Origin of the sequence: Nonomuraea sp. NPDC023979, assembly GCF_040639085.1 — a bacterium.
GTDB lineage: Bacteria > Actinomycetota > Actinomycetes > Streptosporangiales > Streptosporangiaceae > Nonomuraea > Nonomuraea ceibae.
The window spans coordinates 67,889-80,429 of sequence record NZ_JBEZZG010000014.1; the positions used below are offsets into that span (position 1 = coordinate 67,889).

Here is a 12,541-nt window from a genome sequence, read left to right on the forward strand (position 1 = left end):
AGAGTGAGCGATGGCAGGTTTTCGGACGGCACGACGCATCCTGGTGGGGGGCGCGGCGCTCGCCGCCGCGGGATGGGCGCTCCGGGACGTGCCCGCCGAGCTGGGCGTGCGCCCGCTGACGTCCGGCCCGGAACGGGCGGCGCGGATCCGGCGCTCACCGCAGTTCAGGGACGGCGCGTTCGTCAACACCATGCCCGAGGGCACCGCGATGATCACCACGCCGCCGGTGGGGCTGCTCGGCGAGCTGGCCAAGGACAAGGAGCTGCGCCGGCCGCCCGGCCGGATCCCGGTGCGCATCCCGCCCGCCGACGCGCCGCCCGCCGACGGCGTCCGGGCCGTCTGGTACGGCCACGCGTCCACGCTGGTCGAGATCGAGGGGCGGCGGGTGCTGTTCGACCCGGTGTGGAGCAGGCGGCCGTCGCCGACGCGGCTCGTCGGCCCCAAGCGCCACCACGAGCCGCCCGTGGGGCTCGGCGCTCTCCCCCAGGTCGACGCCGTGGTCATCTCCCACGACCACTACGACCACCTCGACCTGGCGACCGTGCGCACGCTGATCCGCACGCAGAAGGCGCCGTTCCTGGTGCCGCTCGGCATCGGCGCCCACCTGGAGCGCTGGGGCGTGCCCGCGTACCGGATCGTCGAGCTCGACTGGGACGAGGAGGCCGTGGTCGGCGGGCTGCGGTTCGTCGCGACGGCGGCCCGCCACTTCTCCGGCCGGACGTTCTCCCGCAACGACACGCTGTGGGGCTCCTGGGTCGTGGCCGGGGCCGCCAAGCGGGTCTTCTACGCGGGCGACTCCGGCTACTTCGAGGGCTACAAGGGCATCGGCGCGGCGCACGGGCCGTTCGACCTGACGCTCATGCCGATCGGCGCCTACAGCCCCGCCTGGCCCGACGTGCACATGAACCCGGAGGAGGCGGTCAACGCCCACCTCGACCTGGGCGGGCGGCTGATGCTGCCGGTGCACTGGGCGACGTTCACGCTGGCGCTGCACCCCTGGTCGGAGCCGGTGGACCGGCTGTGGCGCGAGGCCAAGGCGCGTGACGTGCGGATCGTGGTGCCCCGTCCCGGCGAGGCCGTCGACACCGCCGCCGCCCCGGCCGTCGACGGGTGGTGGGAGACGCTCGGCTGAGCAGCGGTGCGGCCGGCAGCCGTACAGTCTCAGGGTGAGCAACCTTGAAACGGACCCGCGCGAGATCCGCTGCGCCGCCGACGGCGGGGGCGAGGAGCTGCTGGAGGGGCGGTCCGTGCCGCTGGGCGGGCCGCGGGCGATGGCGGTGAGCCGCACGCTGCCCGGCGTGCGGCGGCGGCTCATCGGCGCCTGGTGCTTCGCCGACGCCTACGGGCCCGAGGTGACGCGGATGCGGGTGCCGCCGCACCCGCACACCGGCCTGCAGACGGTGAGCTGGCTGCTGGCGGGCCGGGTGCTGCACCGCGACAGCCTCGGCAGCCTGCGCGAGGTACGGCCCGGGCAGCTCAACCTGATGACGGCCGGGCGCGGCATCTCGCACTCGGAGGAGTCGCCGCACGAGACGCTGCACGGGGTGCAGCTCTGGGTGGCGCTGCCCGGGACCGACCGGCGCACGGCGCCCGCCTTCGAGCACCACGCCGCGCTGCCGGAGCTGACGGGCGACGGCTTCTCGGCGACCGTGTTCATGGGGGCGCTGGGCGGGGCCGTCTCCCCCGCCACGGTCTTCAGCCCGCTCGTGGGCGCGCAGGCGGCGGTCGACGGGACGGCCGAACTGCCGCTGGATCCGGCGTTCGAGCACGGGCTGCTGCTGCTCGACGGCGAGGTCGAGCCGCTGCGCGCGGGCCCGCTGCGCTACCTGCCGCCGGGACGTGACCGCGTACGGCTGAGCGGGCGCGGGCGGGTGCTGCTGATCGGCGGCGAGCCGTTCGGCGAGGAGATCGTCATGTGGTGGAACTTCGTCGGCCGCGACCACGACGAGATCGTGGCCTTCCGCGAGGAGTGGGCGTCGGGCGACGGGTTCGGCGTCGTCGAAGGCTTCGACGGCCCGCCGCTGCCCGCCCCCGCCCTGCCCGGCACCCGGCTCCGCCCCCGCGGCCGGGTCCGCGAATGACCTCGGCCGAGGTGGGGGCGTCCGGTCGCGCGCTAGCGGGCGCCGGTGCGTGAGCGGCGGACGAGGTCGCGGGCGGCCTGCGGCCACTGGCCGAAGTCGAACGTGAAACCGGCGTCGAGCAGCCGCCCGGGGACGACCCGGCGGCTCTTCAGCAGCAGCTCGGTGTCCGAACGCATCGCGAGCGCGCCGAGCTCGGCCATCCACCGCGTCGCGGGCAGCCCCACCGGGACGCCCTTCGCCCGGCGCAGCTCCCGCATGAACGCGCGCTGCGGCAGCGGGTCCGGGGCGGCGAGGTTCACCGGCCCGGTCAGGTCGTCGCACCCGGCCAGGAACTCGACGGCGCGGGCGAAGTCGCGCTCGTGGATCCACGACACGTACTGGGCGCCGCCCGCGATCGCTCCGCCGAGGCCGAGCCGCGCCATCCGCAGCAGGACGTCGAACACGCCGCCGCGGTCGGGGCTCATCACCATGGCGGTGCGCAGGGCGACCTTGCGGGTGCCCGGCGTACTGGCCCGCTCCTGCTCCCGCTCCCACGCCTTGGCGATCTCCACGCTGTAGGCCCAGTAGCGCGGGACGCCGGGCTCGCCGCCGCCGATCACGCCGGTCGCCTCGTCGTTGGCCGCGTCGAAGCGGTGGGCGTAGACGGTGGCGGTGCTCATCTGCAGCCACACCCGGGGCGGCCGCGCGGCGGCGGCGATCGCCTCGCCCACCACCCGGGTGGAGCGCACCCGCGACCGCATCATGGCGCTCAGCGTTTCGGGCGTGTAGCGGCAGTTGACGCTCCGGCCGGCCAGGTTGACCACGAGGTCGCTGCCGTCGATCTCGGCCGTCCACGGCCCCGGCGTCTCGCCGTCCCAGTGAACCTCGCCCTCGCGCGCCGGCCGCCGGGTCAGGACCACGACGTCGTGGCCCGCGCCGGTCAGCGCCCGCCTGAGGATCGCACCCACCTGCCCGGTGCCGCCGGGTATGACAACCTTCATCAGGCTCCCCCCTAGATGCCGGGACTGAGCCTAGACGCTCTCCTTCCCAGGGCACCGGGCGCCCCGGCGAACAGGACCTCTCCCCCGGGCCGGCGCCCGGCAGTATATTGATCTTCCCGGCGCGTGAACCGCCCGCCGAGAAAGGTCGTGCGAGTTGCAGAACGTCCTGGCACAACTCCCCGCACTCATCGGCGTTCTGCTGGGCGCGATCGGAACGTACGGCGTCACCGCACTCACCGAACGCACGAGGTGGAAACGACAGCTCGCCACGCGCTGGGACGAGCGGCGCGTGATCGCGTACATGGAGTACGCGCACGCCGTCAAGAAAACCATTTCCATCTGCATGAAGCTGGCATCCCAGCGAGGCGTGGGCGCGGAACTGAACTTTCTCGCCCCGGAATACTCGAAGTCGGATCTGGCGGCGGCGGAAGAAGAACGAACCATAAGCTGGGAGGCCGTGCTTCTGTTCGGGAGCGACGAGGCCATCGTCGCCGGAAGAAAGTGGCACGAAGCTGTTTTCCGGCTGGAATTGATCGCCGACGGGCAGGAGGCGGATCTCACCTGGGATCTCGCCGTCCAGGCGACCAGCCGGGCGCGCGGAGAATTCTATCGAGTGGTCAAGCGCGAGATCGGCATGCGGGGGGCGGGGGCGCCCGGAACCTACGAGTGGCAGCTCAGCACTTTCGCGAGCAAGCTCCCGGCGCACGAAACCCGGCCCGGACTGAACCGCTCAGGTGACGCGTAACTCTCTTACGAACGGCTGAATCGTTCGAGCACCTCCGGACCCAGGGGATCGGGACATCCGCAGTGCCGGTCCTGCCGGACGGCCGCGTCCAGCTCATCGTCGGGGCGCCGGGTGAGCGTACGGACGGCCCGCGCCGCCGGGCGATGGGAGAGCAGGACTCCCCCGACGCCCGCAAGCACCACAGGCAAGGCGCCTGCCGTGCGGGCCAGGAGGTCGCCCATGCGCCGTCGGCCGCTGGCCACGGTGCCCGGCCGCTGCGGATCCGGGCGCACGACGACCCCTGGCACACCGGGCCACCCGGATCTTGTCCAGCACCGTGATGAAACGCGGGCAAAGAACTTCTGGCCAAATAGCCCAGCCTCGCTGATGATGTGGACGATCCCCTCACCTACATAGGCTGCGGAGGGCCCATGAAAGCACTCGGCCGTAGATCGAAGTTATTCAGGGTGCTGGCCCCACTGGTCGCCATCATGGTCATTTCGACTGGGACCGTGGTGTCGACCGCTACCGGGGCACTAGCCGGCATCACGTCGCGCACCGACGACCTGGAGGGCGTTCCGCAGACCAGATGGCAAGGCGGGGGCGACGGCGACGGGATCGCCGGCTATGACATCAACCAGCCCGTAGCGCGTTCGGGGGTGAATAACGGCTGGCTCTACGTCGGCAATGGCTGGGCCGCAAATCGTATTCCGATAACCCTCGACGGCGGCTTCGTCGATCGATACAACTGCGCGGTAGGAGTATGGGTCAACGTTCTGTATTCTGGCGCGTTCGTCGGCCTACAGGTCTGGAATCCGAACGGATGGCATATCATCGCCGAAACCTATCCCTGGGTAACGGGCGGAGGCTACAAGCAGATATCCATGTCCGGATTGAACCTGCAAGGCTACTCGGGCACCATCTACCTACAGGTGATCTTCGGTAACAGCAACGGCGTCAAGACATGGGTGCGCTTCGACGACATGTCCATCGCCTGCACGAATCCCTACTGAACGTCGGCACGAGCCGGCACGGCTCGACGCCCTCGGCGCGCACCGACGGAAACCGGCAGTTCCACCCCGGCGAGGCGCGCCCGCTCCGCAACCAGGTCGGCGAAGTCGTAAGCGCGCTCCACGCGAGCGCTCACGCGTTCGGCGAGCCTGCTTGCGCCATGAGCATCGTGCGCCACCTCGTGCCACTGCTGCCGCGACCTGTGCGTGCGGAGGGCCTGCGAACCCGCGCCCCTCGCAGGTGGCTTCCGGGCGTCATGGCCGAGGACCGGCCCACGCGGAAGACAACAGGCGTGCTGCTCTCGGTCCGGTGGGCCGAGGAACCGGAACAGCACCGGAACAAGCCCCTACATAGGGGAAGATTCGCCTGATAGGGCGGCCGTGTGCGTCAGTAGACCGAGATGTGCGGGTGGTCGTAGTGGTTGGCGGTGGCGCCGCCCCGGTCGGACATGTAGCGCCACGCCCCGGTGCGGACGTGCCAGATGCGCTGGCGGTAGATGATGTACATGATGCCGAGCCGCTTGGCGTTCTTGATCGCCCAGGCGGAGATGTCGTGGCCGCGCTGGATCTCGGCGGCCGACGGCATGGCGCCGCCCCGGCTGAGCATGAAGTCGCAGGCCCGGCCCAGCGGGTGCTCGCCGCCGTCCTGGATCGCCCGGTAGCAGCCGATCCCGAACGGCACCACGAAGCGCTTGGCGATGAGCGTCTTGACCAGCCGCATCCGGGGGGTGATGTTGTCCGGCCCGCCGGGGAGCTGCGGGAGCCAGGTGCCGTCGCCGCGGCGGCCGGGCGCCTTGTGGAGCTGGTCGATCTTGTCCCGGATGCGCTCGATCTGCTTCTCGGCCTTCTCCCGCTTCCCGGCGAGGTCGCCGACGGTGGCCGACAGTTCTTCGGCGCGGGCCTCGGCCTCCTTCTGGGCGTTCAGGTGCCGGTCGCGCACCTGGGTGTAGCCGCTCAGCCTGGCCTGCTGCTGGGCGATCAGGTGGTCGCGCAGCGCCAGCCGGTTCAGCAGGTCGGCCGGGTCCTCCTCCTCGGCGACCATCGTGAGCTCGTTGCGCCTGCCGCTCATGAACTCGGCGACGGCCATCGTCCGCAGGTAGGTGGACTCGCGGTCGAGGATCTCCTGGGCGGCCTCCAGCTTCTCGCGGGCGGCCTTCTCGGCCTTCTCCACCCGTTGCAGCTCGCGGCGGCCGTGGTAGTAGTCCTCGATCATCCGGTCGGAGTCCTTGCGCAGCGCGGCGAGCTCCTTCTCCAGGCTCTTGACCGTCGGCTTCGGGTCGGCGCCCGCGGTGCCGGGGACGATGAGCAGGGCCGCCACGACGGCGAGGACCGCCGTACGGGAACCGAGCGAGCCGCGCCGCCGTCCGGCGGGGGACGCAACCGCCACGCTTCTCCTTTGCCCGATCCGCAGGGCGGAATCCGGTCAGGACGTAAATCAGGCCGGGGGTGCCCTCTATCGAGGCAAGATAGTAGGGGATCCTCCTGCGTGCCCGGCAATTGACGGATTCGGCAGGGGTCGAGGCCGCCTGCTCGATAACGGGTGCCCGAAGATACTGTCGGGGTATGTACGGAAATCGTCCTGCTAGATCATCCGGTCCCCGCCGTGGTCGTGCGCGCTGAGCAGAGCGGCGGCTGGGAGGTCGTCCGGGGGCCCGGTCCCGGCGGCGGCGTGGAACTCGTGGGCTACCGCGACCGCGCCGGGCGGGGCCTGGACATGCCGGTGCTGCCGCAGCCGGGGCTGACGATCGTGCTCGTGCTCGACGGGGAGCTGCGGATCGAGCGGTCCGGCCCGGTGACGGCCGGGATCGTCAGCGGGGTGGGGGTCAACTCGGTACGGGTCCACGGCCGGGACGTGGCCTGCGTGGACGTCCACCTGTCCCCGCTGGCCGCGTACTCCGTGCTGGACGGGGCGGTAGCCGAGCTGGCCGGCACCGTCGCCGGGTTCGAGGACCTGTGGGGCGCCGAGGCGCGGCGGCTCCGCGGGGCGCTCGCGGGCGCGGGGCGGTGGGAGGAGCGGTTCGCCGAGCTGCGCGCGGCGCTCGCCGGGCGGATGCACGCGGGCCGGTCCGTCGACCCGGAGGTGGCCTTCGTCTGGCACGGGCTGGTGGCCAGCGGCGGGCGGCGCCGCACGAGCGACCTGGCGGCCGAGACGGGGTGGAGCCGCAAGCGGCTGTGGACGCGGTTCAAGGCCCAGATCGGGGTGACGCCCAAGCGGGCGGCGATGATCGTGCGGCTGTCCCCCGCGATCGACGCGATCATGGCGGGGACCGCGCCCGCCGAGGTCGCCGCCCGGTACGGCTACGCCGACCAGCCCCACCTCACCCGCGACCTGCGCGAGCTGGCCGGCTACACGCCCGCGTCGCTTTATCGCGCCTGGAACGGGGCCGGGGGCCGGGGAACATTCGTTCAAGACGCCGCCGGGTAGGCCGCGCCAGGGTCGTGGACATGGTTCACGAACACCCTCACGAACACATGCAAGAGCACCCGCGGGTTGCGTCATGAGCGGGCAGGCCGACGACGCCGAGCACCGGGAGGCCGTGCGGGCGCTGCGGGAGCTGCGCCGTCCCGTGGCCGGGCGCGTCCGGCCGGCGTGCGTGCTCGCCGGGCTGGGCGCGCTGGCCGGGCTGGCCCCGTACGCGGGACTGGCCGAGCTGGCGGGTGCGCTGCTGGCCACGCCGCCGGACCGGGACCGGGTGGTCCTGGTGGCGGCGCTGATCGTCCTCGGGCTTCTGCTGCGCGGCGCGTTCATGAGCGCGGCGCTGACGATCACGCACGTGGCCGACGTGCGGCTGCAGGCGGTCCTGCGCCGCCGGATGATCGCCCACCTCGGCCGGGTGCCGCTCGGCTGGTTCTCCCGCAACTCCTCCGGGACGCTGCGCAAGACCGCGATGAGCGACGTCGACGCGCTGCACCAGCTCGTCGCCCACCAGGCCGTCGAGACCACCGCCGCGATCGTCACGCCGCTCGGCGCGCTCGCCTACCTGCTGGTCCTGGACTGGCGGCTGGCCCTGCTCGCGGTGGCGACGGTGCCGCTGTTCGCCGGCGCGTACGCGTACATGGAACGCGGTTCGAACGACGTCATGCGCAGGATCGACGAGAGCAACGCGAAGCTGGGCTCCGCCGTGGTCGAGTTCGTCTCGGGCATCGCGGTGGTCAAGGCGTTCGGCCGGGCCGGCCGGGCGCACGCCGCCTACCGGCGGGCCGCCGAGGAGTACACGGAGTTCTTCGCCGCCTGGGTCCGGCCGATGGACCGGATCGAGGCGCTGGCGGGGCTCGCGGTGTCCGCGCCGGTGGTCGGCCTGGTCGCCGTCGCCGGGAGCGCGTGGTTCACCGGCGCGGGCTGGGTGACGCCGGGCGAGGCGCTGGCCTGCGTGCTGCTGGCGTTCGTGATCCCGATCGCGATCGAGCCGCTCGGCTTCGCCTCGCTGAGCCGCCGCTCCGCCGCGGCCGCCGCGCTGCGCATCCAGCGGCTGCTGGAGGTCGCGCCGCTGCCGGCGCCCGCGTCGCCGCGCCGCCCGGCCGGCCACCGGGTCGAGTACGACGACGTGCGGTTCGCCTACGACGAGCACGACGTCCTGGACGGGGTGAGCTTCACCTGCGAGCCGGGCACGGTCACGGCGCTCGTCGGTGCGTCCGGCTCCGGGAAGTCCACGCTGGCCACGCTGCTGCCCCGCTTCCACGACGTCACCGGCGGCGCGGTCCGCGTCGGCGGCGTGGACGTACGGGAGATCGACCCGGCCGAGCTCTACCGTCACATCGGCTTCGTGCTGCAGGACGTGCGGCTGCTGGGCGGCTCGATCCGCGACAACGTCGCGCTCGGCCGGCCCGAGGCGACGGACGCCGAGATCCACGACGCCTGCCGGGCGGCGCAGATCCACGACCGGATCCTCGCGCTCCCCCGCGGCTACGACTCCGTCGCCGGCCACGACGCCCACCTGTCCGGCGGTGAGGCGCAGCGGGTCGGCATCGCCCGCGCGCTGCTGGCCGACACGCCCGTGCTGGTGCTCGACGAGGCCACCGCGTTCGCCGACCCCGAGTCGGAGGCGGCGATCCAGGACGCGCTGTCCCGCCTGGCCGGCGGCCGGACGGTGCTGGTGATCGCGCACCGGCTCGCCACCGTCGCCGGCGCCGACCGGATCGTCGTCCTGGACCGGGGCCGCGTCGCAGAGACAGGCACCCACGCCGAACTGCTCGCCTCGGGCGGGCCCTACAGCCGCATGTGGGCGGCGCACGAGGAGGTCGCGGCATGATCGCCGATCTGAGGCTGCTGCTCGGCCCGGACCGGGCCCGCATCCTGACCGGCTACCTGGCCTGGACCGTCGTCTACGGCCTGCTCAGCGGCGTCGCCGCGGCGCTGCTCGTGCCGGTGGTCGAGGACCTCGCCGCCGGCGACCGCGACGCGCTCGGCCCGCACCTGCTGGCGCTCGCGGCCGTCACCGCCGTGGCCGCCGCCGTCCGGTACGCGCAGACCGTACGGGGGTCGGCCGCCGCGCTGCACACCATGTCGGCCATGCACCGGCGGCTCGGCGACCACCTGGTGAGCCTGCCGCTGGGCTGGTTCGACGCCGGGCGCACCGGGCGGCTGACCCGCGTGGCCACCGACGGCACCATGATGATCACCGGGATCTTCGCGCACCTGCTGGCGCCCCTGGTCATCGCCGTCGCCTCGCCCGCCGCCGTGACCGTCGCCCTGTTCTGGTACGACTGGCGGCTCGGGCTCGCCGCCGCGCTGTCCGTCCCGGTCCTGGCGCTGGCGTTCCGCTTCGCCGCCGCGAGCCTGTCGCGCGGGGAGGCGCGCAACCACGCCGCCGACGTCGAGGCGGCCACCCGGGTCATCGAGTTCGGCCGGGACCAGCGGGTGCTGCGCGCCTTCGGCCGCGGCGCGCACGGCTACCGTCCGCTGGAGGAGGCGATCGAGGAGCAGCGGCGCACCCGCCGCCGCACCCTGGCCCAAGGCGTGGCGGGGCTCACGGTGGGCGGGCTCGCGGTGCAGCTCGCCGTGACGGCGCTGCTGCTGGTGTGCGTGTGGCTCGCGCTCGACGGGGCCGTCACGCCCGCCGCCGCGGTCGCGCTCATCGCGCTCGCGTTCCGCTTCGCCGGCCCGCTCGCCGACGCCGTCGAGTACGCGGGCGCGATCCGGATCGCCGGGAACGACCTGCGCCGCCTCACCGACGTGCTGCGCGAGCCTGCCGTGCCGGAGCCGGCCGTCTCGGCGCCGCTGCCGCGGCCCGGGCGGATCGAGCTCGACCGCGTCACGTTCGGCTACCGGCCGGGGACGCCGGTGCTGCGCGACTTCTCGCTCACCGTGCCGGCCGGCTCGGTGACCGCGCTGGTCGGGCCGTCCGGGTCCGGCAAGACGACCGTCATCCGGCTCATCAGCCGGTTCTGGGACGCCGGGCAGGGCACGGTCCGCGTCGGCGGCGCCGACGTGCGCGAGCTGCGCACCGAGGACCTGATGGGGCAGCTCGCCCTCGTCTTCCAGGACGTCTACCTGTTCGACGACACGCTGGAGGCCAACATCCGGCTCGGCCGGCCGGAGGCCACCGGCGAGGAGCTGGCCGAGGCGGCCCGGCTCGCGGGCGTGGACGAGATCGTCGCCCGGCTCCCGGACGGCTGGCGTACCCGGGTCGGGGAGGGCGGCGTGTCGCTGTCCGGCGGCGAGCGCCAGCGCGTCTCGATCGCGCGGGCGCTGCTCAAGCGGGCGCCGATCGTGCTGCTGGACGAGGCCACGGCCGCGCTCGACGCCGAGAACGAGCGCTTCCTGCGGCGTTCGGTCCGCGAGCTGGCCCGGCACAGCACGGTGCTGCTCGTCGCGCACCGGCTGGGCAACGTCGTCGAGGCCGACCAGATCGCCGTCGTCGAGGACGGGCGCGTGACCGAGACCGGGACGCACGACTCCCTCGTGGCCGCCGGCGGGCCCTACAGCAGGCTCTGGCAGGCGCAGCGCGGCGGGCGGGGCTGGCGGCTCACCGCCGTCCCGTCCTGACCACCGCGCATCCCGGCGCCCCTGCCCGAGGGGGTCGTCAGGCGTCCGGCGGCCTGTTCCGGCGGGTTCTGCGGACGGCGAGATGCCGGCCGAGGAGCACCGAGCCGGGGACGAGGACGACGCCGAACAGGCTGGTGCCGAGCCCCAGGCCGACGTCGGCGTCGAGCAGCCCGTCGCCCTTGCCGCCGAGGACGGGCACGTCCACCGACACCTTGACCGACACCGAGACCAGCGGCTCCTTGCTCTTGGCGGGCGGCCGGGTGCTGGGAGGGGGCGGCGGGGCGCTGGTGGCGGGCGGGTCCGGGCGCTCGGTGCCGGGCCCGGGTTCGGGCTCGGGCCGCTCGTGCTCGTCGGGCTCGGCGGGGCCCGCCGTGCCGGTCGGAGCGGGGGCCGTGGCGGGGGCCTTGGTGGGCGCGCCGGTGGGCGCGTCGGTGTGCGCGTCGGTGGGCGCCGGGTCGCCGGGGCCGGCGTCGCGGGTGGGGCGGTGCGCACCGGGCGTGCGGGCGGGCGGGGCCGTGGGGCCGAACGTCGCCGCCCGGGCAGGGTCGCGGGCCGGGTCGCGGGCCGGTGGCGTGCCGGGCGGGGCGGTGAAGCGCACCGGGGGCGTCATCCAGCCGGACGCCGTGGGCTCCGGGCTGCCCGTGCCGGGTACGGGCGCGGGCTGCGACGTGGCGGGCGGGGACGCGTACCGGGGGCCGGGTGTCTCGTTCCAGATGAGGAAGACGGAGACCACCGCCACCGCGGTCGCCAGCACGAGCCCGCCGGTCACGGCGAGGCGGGAGGCGGGCGCGAGCCCGGCCGGGAAGGGGAGGGCGCCCGCGCCGGGGGCCGGCTGCGGGGCGCGCAGGGTGAGGAACGGCACGGTGAGCGCGCCCAGCCGGGAGCGGCCCCGCGCCTCCCACCGCGAGCCGTAGGCGACCGACGCGACGCGGTCCAGCTCGGCCAGGAACGCCTCGGCCGAGCCGGGCCGCTCGGCCGGGTCCTTGGCCAGCCCGTACAGGACCAGGCCGCGGACCGGCTCGTCGACCGCGCCCAGGTCGGGGACGGCGTGCCGGTGCTGGTGGGCGAGGGCGGCGACGTTGTCGCCGGTGAACGGGCGGCGGCCGGTGAGGCACTCGTAGAACACCGCCGCGGCCGCGTACACGTCGGAGCGCGGTCCGGCCGGGGCGTCGTCCCACCGCTCGGGCGCCATGTAGGGCGGGGTGCCGGCCGGCGGGCCCGCCTCGCCGGCGCGGGCGGCCACGCCGAAGTCGACCAGCTTGCTGCCGCCGTCGTCGGTGACGATGACGTTCTCGGGCTTGAAGTCGCGGTGCACGATGCCGTGGCGGTGCGCCTCGGCCAGGCCGAGCAGCGCGCCCTTGAGCACGGCGAGCGCGGCCTCCGGGCCGGTGCCGCCCTCCTGCCCGAGCAGGCGGCGCAGCGGGACGCCGTCGACGAGCTCCATCACGATGGCGGCGCCTGCCTCGTCCTCCACGTAGTCGAGCAGGCGGGCGATGTGCGGGCTGTCGAGCTCGGCGATCACCCGCGCCTCGGCGCGGAAGCGCGCGGCGAAGACGGGGTCCTCGCGTAACCGGTCCGACAGGTGCTTGACGGCGACGGCCGTCCCGTCGGAGTCGCGCACGGCCAGCGTCACGTGCCCGGTGCCGCCGCGCCCGAGTTCCCGGATCTCGGTGTAGCCGGGAACTTCCATGACGGAACCTCCGCGTTCGGGGGGGGAAAGATCCTTCTGCGGGGGACGCTAGCCTATCGTCACAGCCTGT

Annotated in this window: 10 protein-coding genes; 7 read left to right on the forward strand and 3 right to left on the reverse strand. The window is 74.0% G+C overall.

Annotated elements, in window-relative coordinates; translation table 11 throughout:
• Positions 1–10: 10 nt before the first annotated feature.
• Both AB0G11_RS24260 and AB0G11_RS24265 read left to right on the forward strand, forming a co-directional pair.
• Positions 11–1,132 carry an MBL fold metallo-hydrolase gene (locus AB0G11_RS24260; RefSeq protein WP_357588371.1) on the forward strand — a complete coding sequence of 374 codons (1,122 nt, stop codon included), beginning with the start codon at positions 11–13 and terminating at the stop codon, positions 1,130–1,132.
• Positions 1,133–1,166: 34 nt separating this feature from the next.
• The gene (locus tag AB0G11_RS24265; RefSeq protein ID WP_357588373.1) at positions 1,167–2,081 is read left to right on the forward strand and encodes a pirin family protein; all 915 of its coding nucleotides are present in this window, start codon (positions 1,167–1,169) and stop codon (positions 2,079–2,081) included.
• Between the two features lie 32 nt (positions 2,082–2,113).
• Here AB0G11_RS24265 and AB0G11_RS24270 read toward each other — a convergent pair whose 3' ends face one another.
• A complete protein-coding gene (locus tag AB0G11_RS24270) occupies positions 2,114–3,061 on the reverse strand; it encodes a DUF1731 domain-containing protein (RefSeq protein WP_219518027.1) in 948 nt (315 codons plus the stop codon).
• A 154-nt stretch (positions 3,062–3,215) separates the two neighbouring features.
• Between AB0G11_RS24270 and AB0G11_RS24275 the strand changes: the two genes are divergently transcribed.
• The gene (locus tag AB0G11_RS24275; protein ID WP_357588375.1) at positions 3,216–3,806 is read left to right on the forward strand and encodes a hypothetical protein; all 591 of its coding nucleotides are present in this window, start codon (positions 3,216–3,218) and stop codon (positions 3,804–3,806) included.
• 410 nt (positions 3,807–4,216) lie between these two features.
• Positions 4,217–4,798: a hypothetical protein gene (locus AB0G11_RS24280; RefSeq protein WP_219518025.1), complete on the forward strand. Its 582-nt coding sequence runs from the start codon at positions 4,217–4,219 to the stop codon at positions 4,796–4,798.
• Between the two features lie 385 nt (positions 4,799–5,183).
• Here the strand turns inward: AB0G11_RS24280 and AB0G11_RS24285 are convergent, their stop codons facing one another.
• On the reverse strand, positions 5,184–6,182 hold the full coding sequence (locus tag AB0G11_RS24285; RefSeq protein ID WP_308126205.1) for a hypothetical protein: 999 nt from the start codon (positions 6,180–6,182) through the stop codon (positions 5,184–5,186).
• Positions 6,183–6,398: 216 nt separating this feature from the next.
• On the opposite strand from AB0G11_RS24285, the gene AB0G11_RS24290 reads away from it, so the two are divergent.
• From AB0G11_RS24290 to AB0G11_RS24300, 3 genes are all read left to right on the forward strand, one after another.
• Positions 6,399–7,220, forward strand: a complete 822-nt coding sequence (locus AB0G11_RS24290) for a helix-turn-helix domain-containing protein (protein WP_219518023.1) — start codon at positions 6,399–6,401, stop codon at positions 7,218–7,220.
• A gap of 73 nt (positions 7,221–7,293) precedes the next feature.
• A complete protein-coding gene (locus tag AB0G11_RS24295; protein WP_357588377.1) occupies positions 7,294–9,045 on the forward strand; it encodes an ABC transporter ATP-binding protein in 1,752 nt (583 codons plus the stop codon).
• The gene (locus AB0G11_RS24300) at positions 9,042–10,781 is read left to right on the forward strand and encodes an ABC transporter ATP-binding protein (protein ID WP_219518021.1); all 1,740 of its coding nucleotides are present in this window, start codon (positions 9,042–9,044) and stop codon (positions 10,779–10,781) included. The genes AB0G11_RS24295 and AB0G11_RS24300 overlap by 4 nt, the downstream gene beginning before the upstream one ends.
• Positions 10,782–10,818: 37 nt before the next feature.
• Here the strand turns inward: AB0G11_RS24300 and AB0G11_RS24305 are convergent, their stop codons facing one another.
• Complete coding sequence (locus AB0G11_RS24305) at positions 10,819–12,471, reverse strand: protein kinase (RefSeq protein WP_357588379.1); 1,653 nt, start codon at positions 12,469–12,471, stop codon at positions 10,819–10,821.
• Positions 12,472–12,541: the final 70 nt, after the last annotated feature.